The sequence below is a fragment of the Rhizobium sp. PAMB 3174 genome (assembly GCF_052908375.1).
In genome coordinates, this window is sequence record NZ_CM128608.1 from 2,242,321 (window position 1) to 2,256,339 (window position 14,019).

Consider the following 14,019-nt stretch of genomic DNA (forward strand, 5'->3'; position numbering starts at 1 on the left):
CGTCCCCTTAAACCCCACGCACCCTCGCCGGGCGCTTACTGGCCCGTCGTGTCCGTTGCGTCGCCGTTGGCCTGTTCGGCCTCTTCCTTCAGCCTGTTTTCCTCGACCTTGCGCCAGCGCTTCACGTTCGCGTTGTGCTCTTCCAGCGTCGCGGCAAAGACATGGCCGCCGGTGCCGTCGGCAACGAAGTAGAGGTCGTTCGTCTTCCAGGGATTGGCGACGGCTTCCAGCGCGGCGCGACCCGGATTGGCGATCGGCGTCGGCGGCAGGCCCTTGATGATATACGTGTTGTAAGGCGTGCTCTTCTTCAGGTCCGACTGATAGATCGGCCGGTCGGACGGTTTGCCTTCGCCACCGAACAGACCGTAGATGATGGTCGGATCGGACTGGAGCCGCATGCCCTTTTGCAGCCGGTTGATGAAGACGGAGGCCACATGCGGACGTTCGTCGGCGCGGCCGGTCTCCTTCTCGACGATCGAGGCGAGGTTGACCAGTTCTTCCTTCGTCTTGATCGGCAGGTCGGGATCGCGGTGGCTCCAGACGTCATCCACCAGTCGGGTCTGCGCCGCCCGCATCTGCGCGACGATTTCCTCGCGCGTGGTCGCCTTTGAGAACTTGTAGGTGTCCGGCATCAGGCTGCCTTCCGGCGGCAGGATCGCCGGCAGGTCGCCGGTCAGCGTTTCGTCGGCCCTCAGCCGGTCGAACATCTGCGCAACCGTCAGGCCCTCGGGGAAGGAAATCGAATAGAGGATGGATTTTCCGGACTTCAGCAGCTCCATGACGTCCATCATGGAGGCATGCGCCTTGATCTCGTATTCACCAGCCTTCAGCGTGCTGCCGTCGCGCAGATGCGTCGCGGTCACGTAGCGGAAGATGCGGGCGTCCTCGACGATTCCCTTGCGTTCGAGATCACGGGCGATTTCGGCGAGGCCGGCGCCGCTGCGGACGCTGAAGGTGCTGTTGACCGCCAGCGGGCCCGGCTGCTCGTAGCTGGAAATGACATAGTAGAAGACCGCCACGCCCGCGATACAGAGAATGACCATCATCGACATGACGAAATTCAGGAAGATGACGAACTGGCTGCGCGCCTTCTTGGAGCGCTTCTGGACTTCCGGCACCTTCTCCGGGCGCAACGCCTCGGAAGGCGACTTGGGAATGAAGGGCTCCCTCGGTGCCTGTCCGCCCCGTCCGTAACCGGAACCGGGATTTCCGTAACCGTCACTCATCCGTCCATCCTCGATTGGCCAGGCAGGCCAATGCCCCCATGACTTCCACTATCGTAATGTCCGCGATTGCGGCAAAAAAGACGTATCTGGGAGGCGCCAACGCTCCTCCCCAGAATTCGTCACGCTTCGTAACGACGCAGAACCAGCGAAGCGTTGGTGCCGCCGAAGCCGAAGGAGTTCGACAGGGCGACGTTGATCTCCCGCTTGCGGGCCTTGTGCGGCACGAGATCGATTGCGGTCTCGACCTCGGGATTGTCGAGGTTCAGGGTTGGCGGCGCGATGTTGTCGCGGATCGCCAGGACCGAGAAGATCGCCTCGATGGCGCCGGCGGCACCCAGCAGGTGGCCGGTCGCCGACTTCGTCGACGACATCGAGATCTTAGAGGCATGCTCGCCCACGAGACGCTCGACGGCGCCGAGCTCGATGGTGTCGGCCATGGTCGAGGTGCCGTGCGCGTTGACGTAATCGACGTCGGCAGCCGACAGACCGGCGCGCTTCAGCGCCATGGTCATGCAGCGGAACGCGCCGTCGCCGTCTTCGCTCGGCGCGGTGATGTGATAGGCGTCGCCGGACATGCCATAGCCGATGACCTCGGCATAGATCTTGGCACCGCGCGCCTTGGCGTGTTCGAGTTCTTCCAGGACGACGATGCCGGCGCCCTCGCCCATGACGAAACCGTCGCGGTCGCGGTCATAGGGGCGCGACGCCTTCTGCGGATCATCGTTGAACTGGGTGGAAAGCGCCTTGCAGGCGGCGAAGCCGGCGAGCGAGATCCGGCAGATCGGCGATTCCGCACCGCCGGCGACCATGACCTCGGCATCGCCGAGCGCGATCATGCGGGCCGCATCGCCGATCGCATGCGCGCCGGTCGAGCAGGCGGTGACAACCGCGTGGTTCGGGCCGCGCAGCTTGTGGCGGATCGAGACCTGGCCGGAGACCAGATTGATCAGGCGGCCGGGAATGAAGAAGGGAGAGATGCGGCGGGGGCCGCGGTCGCGCAGCGTGTAGCCGGCCTCGACGATGCCCTCCAGTCCGCCAATGCCAGAGCCGATCAGGACGCCGGTCGAAATCTGGTCTTCATCCGTTTCCGGATGCCAGCCAGCATCGGCAAGCGCCATGTCGGCGGCGGCCATGCCGTAGGCGATGAAGGGATCGACCTTGCGCTGCTCCTTGGGCTCCATCCAGTCATCCGGATTGTACGCCCCTTCAACGCCGGCCTCGGTGGGAATACGGCAGGCGATCTGCGCCGGCAGATCATCGACTTCGAATTCCGTAACCCTGCGGGCACCGTTCTGACCTGCCAGCAAACGCTGCCAAGTGATCTCGGTGCCACATCCCAGAGGGGATACCATGCCGGTTCCTGTGATAACGACACGCCTCATCGACTGCAACCTACCCCAATATTACCGTCTTTGTTATTGCTGCTGGACGGCTGATCGCCTGTATCAATTGCAGGGACCGCCTCGCCAGCAACGGTTCAAAAGGCGCCACGCTCCGGACTGGGTCGTTCACCCGCCGCGCCGCTGGTGCGGCAGTCGCGCGCAAGGCGCATAGAATACATAGAGCGGGCGCAGGGCCCGCTCTATCAAAATCCATATCGCAGGATTAGGCCTGAGCCTTCTCGATGAACTTCACGGCATCGCCGACAGTCAGGATCGAGTCTGCAGCGTCGTCGGGAATTTCAACGCCGAATTCTTCTTCGAACGCCATAACGAGCTCAACGGTGTCGAGGGAGTCGGCACCGAGGTCGTCGATGAAGCTTGCGCCTTCGACAACCTTGTCGGCATCAACGCCGAGATGATCCACTACAATTTTCTTTACGCGTTCTGCGATATCGCTCATGTCGGTTTCCTCGACCTCTTGATCTTCACCGGAATGCCCATGAGCATTCCCTATTGCTGGAAAGCCGACCACACCTCGAAATCAAAGTGGGGCCTGCAAACTCTTTAAGACCCGGACCGCGCCAACACAAGAACCAACCCGTTCGGAATGCTCTCATATCTTACGCAGCGCGTCTCAGTCCCGGCCCGCTTAACACGGTTTAAGCCCGCAGCAAAGCCAGAAAATCAAACCGATTTAGCCGTTCAACAGGGCTTTTGAGCCGTTGACGGGTCCAAACCGGCCTGAATTCGTCAAATCATCGCCATGCCGCCGTTCACGTGCAGCGTCTGGCCCGTCATGTAGGCGGCTTCGTTGGATGCGAGGTAGGCGACGGCGGCGGCAATCTCCGCGCCGGTGCCCATGCGCTTCATGGGAATGGCGCCCATGATCGCATCCTTCTGCTTGTCGTTGAGCTTGCCGGTCATGGCGCTTTCGATGAAGCCCGGAGCGACGCAGTTGACCGTCACGTTGCGGGTGGCGATCTCCTGGGCGAGCGACTTGGAAAAGCCGATCATGCCGGCCTTGGAAGCACAGTAATTGGCCTGGCCCGGATTGCCGGTGACGCCGACGATGGAGGTGATGTTGATGATGCGGCCGAAGCGGCGGCGCATCATCGGATGAGTCAGCTCGCGCGTCAGGCGGAAGGTCGCCGTCAGGTTGATCTCCAGAACCGCGTCCCAGTCCTCGTCGCTCATGCGCACGAACAGGCCGTCCTTGGTGATGCCGGCATTGTTGACCAGAATGTCGACGCCGCCCATCTCGGCTTCCGCCTTTTCGCCGAGCGCCTTGACTTCGGCACGGTCGGAAAGGTTGGCCGGGAAAACGTGAACGCGGTCGCCGAGTTCGGCGGCGAGCGCATCGAGCTTTTCGCGGCGGGTGCCGTGCAGGCCGACGATGGCGCCCTGGGCGTGCAGCGTGCGGGCGATTTCCTCGCCGATGCCACCGGTGGCGCCGGTGACGAGGGCCTTGCGGCCGGTCAGATCAAACATGTGTCCCATTCCTTGCTGTGTCCCGCTCAGGCCATCAGCGCCGCAATCGCGGCATCGATGTCTGCGGGAGAATTGACGGCAACGCCGCTGATTGTCTTGTCGATGCGGCGGGCGAGACCCGTGAGGACCTTGCCGGCGCCGATTTCATAAAGCGTGTCGACGCCGTTGGCGGCGAACCATTCGACCGTTTCGCGCCAGCGCACCTGGCCAGTCACCTGCTCGACCAGCAGGGATGCGATCTCGGTGGCGTCGCTCACCGGTGCGGCGCGCACATTGGCGATCACCGGCACAGCGGGGTTGTGCTTCTCGACCTTGGAGAGCGCCTCGCGCATGGCTTCGGCCGCAGGACCCATGAGGGCGGAATGGAAGGGTGCGGAGACCGGCAGCATCAGCGCACGCTTGGCGCCCTTTTCCGATGCCAGCGCCGCCGCATTTTCAACGGCAGCCTTGGAGCCGGAGATGACCAGCTGGCCGCCGCCATTGTCGTTGGCGATCTGGCAGGAGCCGGCAGAGGAGGCCTCGGCGCAGACCGCTTCGACATCACCGTGCTCGAGGCCGATGATCGCCGCCATGGCGCCCTCGCCCACCGGCACTGCCGCCTGCATGGCGTTGCCACGGATGCGCAGAAGCCGTGCGGTGTCTGCAATCGAGAAGGTGCCGGCAGCACAGAGGGCGGAATATTCGCCGAGCGAGTGGCCGGCGACATAGGCGACCTTGTCCTTGAGCGACAGGCCCCTGGCTTCGAGAACGCGAACGACGGCCATGGACACGGCCATCAGCGCCGGCTGCGCATTGGCGGTCAGCGTCAAAGTCTCTTCCGGACCGTTCCACATGATGTCGGACAGCTTCTGGCCGAGCGCTTCGTCGACTTCCTCGAAGACTGCGCGCGCTTCGGCAAAGTTGTCGGCGAGCTCCTTGCCCATGCCGACGGACTGACTGCCCTGGCCTGGAAATGTGAATGCGATTGCCACGGGTCGTGTACTCCCTGATCGTTTTTCCCCTCCAATTCACATTACCAGACCGGAAGTCAAGGGTAAGCGGGGGATGCCAACTTCTTTCACCACCGCCAAAAATGCGGTGGTGGCGCTTGCGAATTGCCGCAAGGTGCCTACATTCCGCTCAGCTTTCACGTGGGGAAATCATATTCATGAAGTATAATACGCTTGGCCGTACCGGCATTTCCGTGTCCGAAATCTGCCTCGGCACCATGACCTGGGGCACACAGAACACGGAGGCGGAGGCCCATGAGCAGATGGATTATGCCGTCGAGAACGGCATCAACTTCTTCGACACCGCCGAACTTTATCCGACCACGCCGGTTTCGGCGGAAACGCAAGGCCTGACGGAAGACTATATCGGCACCTGGTTCAAGAAGACCGGCAAGCGCTCCGACATCATTCTCGCCAGCAAGGTCGCCGGTCCGGGCCGGCCCTACATCCGCGACGGACGTCCGACGGATGCGGCCGGGATCCGCGAAGCGGTCGACGCCAGCCTGAAGCGCCTGCAGACCGATTACATCGACCTCTACCAGATCCACTGGCCGAACCGCGGCCATTTCCACTTCCGCAGCAACTGGTCCTACGATCCGTCGAAACAGGACAAGGAGAAGGCGGTCGCCGACATCCTGATGATCCTCGAAACGCTCGACGAATGCGTCAAGGCCGGCAAGATCCGCGCGATCGGCCTTTCCAACGAGACGACCTGGGGCACGCAGAAATACCTGACGCTCGCCGAAAAGCACAATCTGCCGCGCGTGGCCACGATCCAGAACGAATACAATCTCCTCTACCGCCACCACGACCTCGATCTCGCCGAACTGTCGCATCACGAGGATGTCGGGCTGCTCGCCTATTCGCCCCTCGCCGCCGGCCTGCTCTCGGGCAAGTATCTCGACGGCCAGCGTCCCGCAGGCTCCCGCCTGACCATCAACAACGATCTCGGCGGCCGCTACCAGCCGCAGCAGGAACCCGCCGTACGCGCCTATGTCGAGCTTGCCAGGAAGCACGGCCTCGATCCGTCCGCCTTCGCGCTAGCCTTCCTGCTGACCCGTCCGTTCATGGCATCCGTCATCATCGGCGCGACGACGATGGAACAGCTGGAGATCGATATCAGCGCCGCCGACGTCACGCTCAGCGATGCTGCAATGAATGATATCCGGAAGGTGCATCGGCTCTATCCGATGCCTATATAAGGCGCCGGATAAAAAAACAGCTCCAGACAAGGCGGCAACTCAACCATGGATTTTCTCCTCATCGCCGGCGGTCTCGTCGGGCTCTACTTCGGCGCGGAATGGCTGCTTGGCGGTTCCGTCCGGATCGCAGCCCGGCTCGGCCTGCCGCATCTGATCGTGTCCCTGGTCATCGTCGGCTTCGGCACCTCCATGCCGGAGCTGCTCGTCTCGCTGAGAGCGGCCTTCACGGGTGCGCCGGACCTGGCGCTCGGCAATGTCATCGGCTCCAACACCGCGAACATCCTGCTGATCATCGGCGTCAGCGCCGCCATTTTCCCGATGCGGCAATGGGACAGCAACGTGCGCCACGACGCCATCGTGATGGTTCTGGCCGCCCTGCTCGTTCTCGTCGCGGTGCAATTCCAGCATATCGGCCGTCTGACCGGCCTCATCATGTTGATCCTGCTCGGCGCCTACCTCTTCCACGCCTACCGGCGCGGCCGCGACGCGCCGAGCGAGAGCGAAATCGACATTGAAAGCGCCGCACAGCGAATGTGGCTCAGCGTGGTGATGGTTGTCGCCGGCCTCGCCTTTCTCTTCATCGGCGCGGAACTTCTGATCCGCGGCGCGACCAACATCGCCCGCGATTACGGCGTCTCGGAAGCCGTGATTGGCCTGACCGTCGTCGCGCTCGGCACCAGCCTGCCGGAGCTTGCCACAGCCGTGATCGCAGCCCTGAAGCGGCATTCCGACATTGCGATAGGCAATGTCGTCGGCTCGTGCATCTTCAATGTACTCTGCATCCTGGGGATCACCGCCGTCATCCACCCGATCGGCGTTGCGTCGCAGTTCGCCACCTTCGACGCGCCGGTGATGCTAGCGGCCACCGTCGCCTTCGCCGCACTGCTGATCTTTGCCAAGGCGATCGGCAGGAAGACCGCGTATGCCATGCTCGCGGGCTACGCCGTGTACATTGCGCTGCTTGTGTAGAGCGGCACTCTACTCAGGCCGTGATGCCAAAGCTTCCCATTTAGTCTTTGGTTACCTCGACCGACGATAATGATCGCCGGTCGAGGTGGATCTCCGTATGATCGGCCTTCGCTCCAGCTCGGGAAACCCTATGGTCGGCATCAGTTCATTCTTCAAAGGCGCCTACGCGGCGCAGTATGCCTCCCAGCTGTTTTCGCGGGGATCGCAGGCCAATATGACCGCCTCCAGCGGTCAGCCGGGGCAGTCTTTCCGCAATACCGATGAACCGGCCTATTCGGGCGCTGCCGAACGGGCGCTCGCCCGGATCGTCGACATTCTCTCGACCAGCGACGAGGCTGCGGACGGCAAGGCGGGCGTCAGCGAGGCGATGGGCTATATCACCAGCGCCTACGGCACCAGCGGCGAGGACAAGATGACGATCACCGGCCGCGCCGTCTACAATGCCGAGACCGGCAAGGGCGACGACACGCTGATCGTCAAGAGCGACGCCGTCTCCACGGTCGATACGGGCGACGGCGACGATTCGCTCAACATCGCCGCAAGCTTTTCCGCCGACATAGAGGCCGGTGACGGAAACGACACCGTCAAGATCGCCGCAGACCTGGCGCTCGGCATTTCCGGCGGGGCCGGCGACGACGACATCAAGATTTCGGCCCGCACCATCCTCGGCGTGGACGGCGGTGACGGCAACGACACGCTCTACCTGGAAGGCAGCCACATCAGCGCGTCCGGCGGCAAGGGCGACGACACCGTGACCCTGAACAGCGACGGCAAGGGCGACGTGACCTACGACTTCGCCCGCGGCGATGGCAAGGACACGCTGAACGTCACGAGCGGCATCAGCCTGCGCTTTACCGGCGTTGACGGCTACACGCCGGACGATGCGCAGATATCCGTGGGCGACGGCAAGCTGACCATCACCTTCGCCGGATCGGACGACACCCTCACCGTCAATTTCGACCAGGGCGCCCTTGACGGCGACACGCCGCAATACGCGTTCGAGATGGACGCGGGCGCCTACGTCCTGAAGATCAATTGATCCCTTAAGCGCCGCAATCTCAGCATTTCTCCCGGCTGCGCTTGCATTCCCGGCAGAAATGCGTATAAGCGCGCTGTTCACAACACCCGGTCATTCGGCTGGTGGCTGAACGGAGGGCCGGCAGACTTGTTCTGCCGACAGGAACGACAAGCGTTCCGGCCTCCCGTGTCTCCGCTCTCGACCGTCTCGAACAACGCTTTTCTTGCATGGGCCACATGCCCGCCAAAGAACAGTCGTTGAGGCTTAGCGCCGGTTTCCGGGTTTGAGATAAACGCAAGAAAGGCAAGTCCATAATGGCACTTTATGAACATGTATTCCTTGCCCGGCAGGATGTTACGCCGCAGCAGGTCGACGCTCTTATCGAACAGTATAAGGGTGTGATCGAAGAAAACGGCGGCAAGGTCGGGCGCATCGAGAACTGGGGCCTCAAGTCCCTCACCTATCGTATCCGCAAGAACCGCAAGGCTCACTACGCGCTGATGGACATCACTGCTCCGGCAGCGGCGATCCACGAAATGGAACGCCAGATGCGCATCAACGAAGACGTTCTTCGTTACATGACCATCGCCGTCGAAGCCCACGAAGAAGGCCCGTCTGCCATGATGCAGAAGCGCGACCGTGACGACCGTCCGCGTCGTGACGACGACCGTGGCCCGCGTGGCGACCGTCCGCGCCGTGACGACGATCGTGGCCCGCGCCGCGACGACGACCGTCCGCGCCGTCCGCGCGAAGACCGTGCATAAGGAGAAGATCTGATGGCTATTGCTTCCACTCCCGTCCGCCGGCCCTTCCACCGCCGCCGCAAGACCTGCCCGTTCTCCGGCGCCAACGCTCCGAAGATCGACTACAAGGACGTTCGCCTCCTGCAGCGCTACATTTCCGAGCGCGGCAAGATCGTTCCGTCCCGCATCACGGCCGTTTCCCAGAAGAAGCAGCGCGAACTGGCTCGTGCCATCAAGCGCGCCCGTTTCCTCGGCCTGCTGCCCTACGTCGTTTCTTAAAGAACGACCTTTGGAATACCGGAGGGCGCCCGACGGGCGCCTTCCATTCTCCCTTCCGCGATGGGCGTGGATCGGAACCTTTTGAAAACCCCATGTTGGGGAGCCGTTCCATTGAGACTTTGAGTCCGGAACCTCCTCTAACTGCTTGAATGAAGCAGGACAGCGACCGTGAACAGATCGATGCTGACATTGCTGGCTACCGGCGTTCTTGCCGGACTGACCGCCACCTTCCTGGTGTTGGGCGCGACCGTTCAGCCTGCCTATGCGACCCTGCTCTACGCGGCCTCCGCGCTGCCGATCTTCATCGTCGGCCTCGGCTGGGGCAATACCGCCTCGCTGGCCGCGATCGTCACCGCCTTCGTGTTCGGCGGCGCCGCCTCTTCCATGCAGTTCGCCCTGCTGATGACCGTCACGACGCTGGCGCCTGCCGGCTGGCTCAGCCATCTGTCGAGCCTTGCGCGTCCCGCGAGCGAGCTCGGTGGCCCGGAAAACCTCACCGCCTGGTATCCGCTCTCGGACATCATGCTGCATCTCTGCGCCGTGGTGACGCTGGCGCTGATCATCGTCGGCATGATGATTGGCTATGGTCCGGAACTGGCCGGCAGCCTCGTCGACATGATGGCCGCCAACCTGCAGAGCCAGGATCCGGCATTGTTCGCCGAGGCCGAGACATTGGCGCAGACCAAGGCCTCGCTGGTACTCATCCTGCCGCTCGCCCAGGGCGCGACCTGGGTGATCTTCCTGTTTTCCGCCTACTATTTCGCCAGCCTGATCGTCAACGCCTCCGGCCGGGCGAAGCGTCCGCGCGAAGACATGCCGTCGGCGCTGCGCATGAACCAGATCGGCATCTTCGTCTTTCTCGCCGGCCTTGCCGCGATGTTCGTCGGTGGTGTTCCAGCCATGATCGGCGCCGCGGTCTGCGGTGCCTTCGGCGCAGGTTTCCTGCTTGCCGGCTTCGCCTCGATTCACCTGCGCACCCGCGGCAAGCCCTGGCGCTTTCCGGCGCTGGTCCTTGCCTATCTGGCGTCAACCTTCATGTTGCCCGCCTTCTTCATTCTGGTCCTGGGACTGATCGACACGCGTCGCGCCGTCGCCCTCACTCCGGCCAAGAACGACAATTCATCAAACGACAGCAAACACTAGAGACAGACCTGAAAGGAACAGAACCATGCAAGTCATTCTCCTCGAACGCATCTCCAAGCTCGGCCAGATGGGCGAAACCGTAAAGGTTCGCGACGGCTACGCCCGCAACTACCTGCTGCCGCTCGGCAAGGCACTGCGCGCAAACGCCGCCAACAAGGCCCGTTTCGAAGCCGAACGCGCCGTTCTCGAAGCCCGTAACCTCGAGCGCAAGTCCGAAGCCCAGAAGGTTGCCGACGTTCTCGACGGCAAGTCCTTCATCGTCGTACGCGCCGCCGGCGAAACCGGCCAGCTGTACGGCTCGGTCGCTGCCCGTGACGTCGTCGAGACGCTTGCCGCCGAAGGCTTCACCATCGGCCGCAACCAGGTTCACCTGAACCAGCCGATCAAGGCCATCGGCATCCACAAGGTCGAGATCGGCCTGCATGCGGAAGTCGAAATCACCGTCGAGCTCAACGTCGCCCGTTCGGCCGAAGAAGCCGAGCGCCAGTCCAAGGGTGAAGACCTCACCTCCGTTGACGCCATCTACGGTGTGGACGAAGACGCGCTGCGTCCGGAAGACTTCTTCAACCCGGAAGCCGACTACGACGACGAAGGCGCTGAAGACGCCGAAGAAGCAACCGAAGAATAAGCCCTTCGACTGCACCACTTTGAGGAAGCGCCCGCGGAAGACAGTCCGCGGGCGCTTTTTCTTTTTGCTCCGGCGTCATCGATTGTAAAATGGCGTGCGACCCCGAGTCGGGTATGATTCGAGTCAACCGTGACGGGCGCTTTTTCAGGATTCTTTTTTTCGTGCCTGTGAATCGCTGTGGGTTATGTGAATGACGGTTTCGCATCCGCCTTTTTACGGTAAACCGGGGGTCCACTAGGCAAGACGGAACACGGATGAGCGCCCCAGGGTAATGGGTCGGGGCGAACGGACTGTGCATGCCGGCGTCTGGCCGGCACAAACGGAAAGACGGCAGGGAACATGAACGACGCAGCGCGCAAACTCGCTCCGGTAAACACGGCGGAACCGCATTACCGCGAAGCGCCGCACAACATCGAGGCCGAGCAGGCCCTTCTCGGCGCCATTCTCGTCAACAATGACGCCTATTATCGCGTTTCCGACTTCCTGAAGCCGAACCATCTGCACGAAGGGCTGCACCGCAAGATCTTCGAGGTCGCCGGCGACATCATCCGCATGGGCAAGACCGCCAATCCGGTGACGATCAAGACCTTCCTGCCGGCCGACGAAAAGGTCGGCGACATGACGGTGGCGCAGTATCTCGCCCGCCTGGCGGCTGAGGCTGTCTCGATCATCAACGCGGAAGACTATGGCCGGGCGATCTACGACCTGGCGCTGCGCCGTGCGCTGATCACCATCGGCGAGGACATGGTCAACATCGCCTATGACGCGCCGCTCGACATGCCGCCGCAGACGCAGATCGAGGACACCGAGCGCCGCCTGTTCGAACTTGCCGAAAACGGCCGCTACGACGGCGGCTTCCAGTCGTTCAACGATGCCGTGGCGCAGGCGATCGACATGGCCGGCGCCGCCTTCGAGCGCGACGGACACCTTTCCGGCATCTCGACCGGCATCATGTCGCTCGACAGCAAGATGGGCGGCCTGCAGCGCTCGGACTTGATCGTCCTTGCCGGACGTCCGGGCATGGGCAAGACGTCGCTTGCCACCAACATCGCCTACAACATCGCCGCTGCCTACGAGCCGGAAATCCAGGCGGACGGTACGCCGAAGGCCAAGAACGGTGGTGTCGTCGGCTTCTACTCGCTCGAAATGTCGTCCGAGCAGCTCGCCACCCGTATCATCTCCGAGCAGACGGAAGTCTCGTCTTCGAAGATCCGCCGCGGCGACATCACCGAGGCCGATTTCGAAAAGCTGGTCGCCTGCTCGCAGATGATGCAGAAAGTGCCGCTGTTCATCGACCAGACCGGTGGCATCTCGATCGCCCAGCTTTCGGCGCGCGCACGCCGCCTGAAGCGCCAGCGCGGCCTCGATTGCCTGGTGGTGGACTATATCCAGCTGATGACCGGTTCCGGCAAGTCGGGTGAAAACCGCGTGCAGGAAATCACCCAGATCACCACGGGCCTGAAGGCGCTCGGCAAGGAACTCAACGTGCCGATCATCGCGCTGTCGCAGCTGTCGCGTGGTGTCGAAAGCCGCGAAGACAAGCGCCCGCAGCTTTCCGACCTTCGCGAATCGGGCTCGATCGAGCAGGACGCCGACGTCGTGCTCTTCGTGTTCCGCGAGGAATACTATGTGAAGAACCTCGAACCGCGCGATCCGGCCGATCCGAAATATGCCGAGTGGGAAGCGCTGTTCGACAAGGTGCGCGGCACGGCCGACGTCATCATCGCCAAGCAGCGTCACGGACCGACCGGCACCGTCAAGCTCGCCTTCCAGTCGGAATACACCCGCTTCGCCGACCTCGCCGATCCGTCGTTCACGCAGTACGAAGAACCCTGATCCGCGATCGCGTTCGACAAGGCCGCCGACCATCCGGTCCGGCGGCCTTTTTCATACGTCGAGAGAAAATTGCGATTGCTCAATTTTCTGCCCGCTGCCTTCGCATTGTGCATGTTCGCCGGGCCGACAGTGCCGGATACACGCGCACCAAATGCCGATCGACCAAAAATCGCCTACAATCTCCCGCATGAATTGTATTCGATCCTCCCGGTCGGCACTGGCACACCGCTTGCTTCCTTCATGACGGACAATGAAGGAGAGCAAAATGATCCGCAGACAATTCCTCGCCATGACCGCCGCTGCTGCCGCCATGTTCGGCACACTGGCGATTTCCGCCCCTGCCCATGCCGACGCGCTGGAGACCATCACCAAGTCCGGCACAATCCGCGTGGCCGTGCCGCAGGACTTCCCGCCCTTCGGCAGCGTCGGCTCCGACATGACGCCCCAGGGCTACGACATCGACATGGCGAACCTGATCGCCGACAAGCTCGGCGTGAAGGTCGAGATCGTGCCGGTCACCAGCGCCAACCGCATTCCCTATCTGCAGACCAACAAGGTGGATCTGGTGATCTCCTCGCTCGGCAAGAACCCGGACCGCGAGAAGGTCATCGACTTCTCCAATCCCTACGCGCCGTTCTACAACGGCGTCTTCGCACCGGCCGACACCAAGATCGAATCGGCTGCCGACCTTTCCGGCAAGACGGTCGGCGTGACGCGCGGCTCGATCGAGGATCTGGAGCTGACGAAGGTCGCCCCAGCCGATGCCGACATAAAGCGCTACGAAGACAATAACGGCACCATCTCGGCCTTCCTGTCCGGTCAGGTCGAAGCGGTCGCCACCGGCAACGTCGTCGCCGCCGCGATCCTCGCCAAGAACCCGCCGAAGCGCCCGGAGCCGAAGTTCCTGATCAAGAATTCGCCCTGCTATGTCGGCCTCAACAAGAACGAGCCGGCGCTGATGGAAAAGGTCAACGCCATCATTGCCGAGGCCAAGAAGGACGGTTCGCTGAACAAGATCTCGGAAAAGTGGCTCGGCGTCGCGCTGCCGGCCGATCTCTAAGGTCTCGGCGCTGACAGCTTGAAAAGCCGCCGCCCCGTTCGATCCGGACGGGGCGG

14 protein-coding genes are annotated in these 14,019 nt (G+C 62.5%); 9 read left to right on the forward strand and 5 right to left on the reverse strand.

The genetic code is table 11. The features are described from left to right. Positions 1 to 35 precede the first annotated feature (35 nt). From mltG to fabD, 5 genes are all read right to left on the reverse strand, one after another. Positions 36 to 1,226 carry an endolytic transglycosylase MltG gene (gene mltG, locus ACU5AY_RS10700; RefSeq protein ID WP_446824708.1) on the reverse strand — a complete coding sequence of 397 codons (1,191 nt, stop codon included), beginning with the start codon at positions 1,224 to 1,226 and terminating at the stop codon, positions 36 to 38. A gap of 119 nt (positions 1,227 to 1,345) precedes the next feature. After that, the gene (gene fabF, locus ACU5AY_RS10705) at positions 1,346 to 2,608 is read right to left on the reverse strand and encodes a beta-ketoacyl-ACP synthase II (protein WP_446824709.1); all 1,263 of its coding nucleotides are present in this window, start codon (positions 2,606 to 2,608) and stop codon (positions 1,346 to 1,348) included. A gap of 223 nt (positions 2,609 to 2,831) precedes the next feature. Then, positions 2,832 to 3,068: an acyl carrier protein gene (locus ACU5AY_RS10710; RefSeq protein WP_027675866.1), complete on the reverse strand. Its 237-nt coding sequence runs from the start codon at positions 3,066 to 3,068 to the stop codon at positions 2,832 to 2,834. Positions 3,069 to 3,358: 290 nt separating this feature from the next. After that, positions 3,359 to 4,096 carry a 3-oxoacyl-[acyl-carrier-protein] reductase gene (gene fabG / locus ACU5AY_RS10715; protein ID WP_261930595.1) on the reverse strand — a complete coding sequence of 246 codons (738 nt, stop codon included), beginning with the start codon at positions 4,094 to 4,096 and terminating at the stop codon, positions 3,359 to 3,361. A 26-nt stretch (positions 4,097 to 4,122) separates the two neighbouring features. Then, a complete protein-coding gene (fabD, locus tag ACU5AY_RS10720; RefSeq protein WP_446826193.1) occupies positions 4,123 to 5,067 on the reverse strand; it encodes an ACP S-malonyltransferase in 945 nt (314 codons plus the stop codon). A gap of 176 nt (positions 5,068 to 5,243) precedes the next feature. Here fabD and ACU5AY_RS10725 point away from each other — a divergent pair, with 176 nt between their 5' ends. The 9 genes from ACU5AY_RS10725 (at position 5,244) to ACU5AY_RS10765 (ending at position 13,963) form a co-directional block, all read left to right on the forward strand. Beyond that, a complete protein-coding gene (locus ACU5AY_RS10725; protein ID WP_446826194.1) occupies positions 5,244 to 6,287 on the forward strand; it encodes an aldo/keto reductase in 1,044 nt (347 codons plus the stop codon). A gap of 45 nt (positions 6,288 to 6,332) precedes the next feature. Further along, a complete protein-coding gene (locus ACU5AY_RS10730; RefSeq protein WP_446826195.1) occupies positions 6,333 to 7,256 on the forward strand; it encodes a calcium/sodium antiporter in 924 nt (307 codons plus the stop codon). 130 nt (positions 7,257 to 7,386) lie between these two features. Continuing rightward, complete coding sequence (locus ACU5AY_RS10735) at positions 7,387 to 8,295, forward strand: RTX toxin (protein WP_446826196.1); 909 nt, start codon at positions 7,387 to 7,389, stop codon at positions 8,293 to 8,295. A gap of 293 nt (positions 8,296 to 8,588) precedes the next feature. Continuing rightward, a complete protein-coding gene (gene rpsF / locus ACU5AY_RS10740; RefSeq protein WP_446824714.1) occupies positions 8,589 to 9,038 on the forward strand; it encodes a 30S ribosomal protein S6 in 450 nt (149 codons plus the stop codon). Between the two features lie 12 nt (positions 9,039 to 9,050). Continuing rightward, positions 9,051 to 9,296, forward strand: a complete 246-nt coding sequence (gene rpsR, locus ACU5AY_RS10745) for a 30S ribosomal protein S18 (RefSeq protein ID WP_410010928.1) — start codon at positions 9,051 to 9,053, stop codon at positions 9,294 to 9,296. Positions 9,297 to 9,476: 180 nt separating this feature from the next. Then, positions 9,477 to 10,439 (forward strand): DUF2232 domain-containing protein, encoded by a 963-nt coding sequence (locus tag ACU5AY_RS10750; RefSeq protein ID WP_446828992.1) that lies wholly within the window; start codon positions 9,477 to 9,479, stop codon positions 10,437 to 10,439. A gap of 25 nt (positions 10,440 to 10,464) precedes the next feature. Continuing rightward, a complete protein-coding gene (gene rplI, locus ACU5AY_RS10755; RefSeq protein ID WP_446824716.1) occupies positions 10,465 to 11,067 on the forward strand; it encodes a 50S ribosomal protein L9 in 603 nt (200 codons plus the stop codon). A gap of 339 nt (positions 11,068 to 11,406) precedes the next feature. Next, complete coding sequence (locus ACU5AY_RS10760) at positions 11,407 to 12,903, forward strand: replicative DNA helicase (RefSeq protein ID WP_446824717.1); 1,497 nt, start codon at positions 11,407 to 11,409, stop codon at positions 12,901 to 12,903. 265 nt (positions 12,904 to 13,168) lie between these two features. After that, positions 13,169 to 13,963: a transporter substrate-binding domain-containing protein gene (locus tag ACU5AY_RS10765; RefSeq protein WP_446826197.1), complete on the forward strand. Its 795-nt coding sequence runs from the start codon at positions 13,169 to 13,171 to the stop codon at positions 13,961 to 13,963. The last annotated feature ends 56 nt before the right edge of the window (positions 13,964 to 14,019 follow it).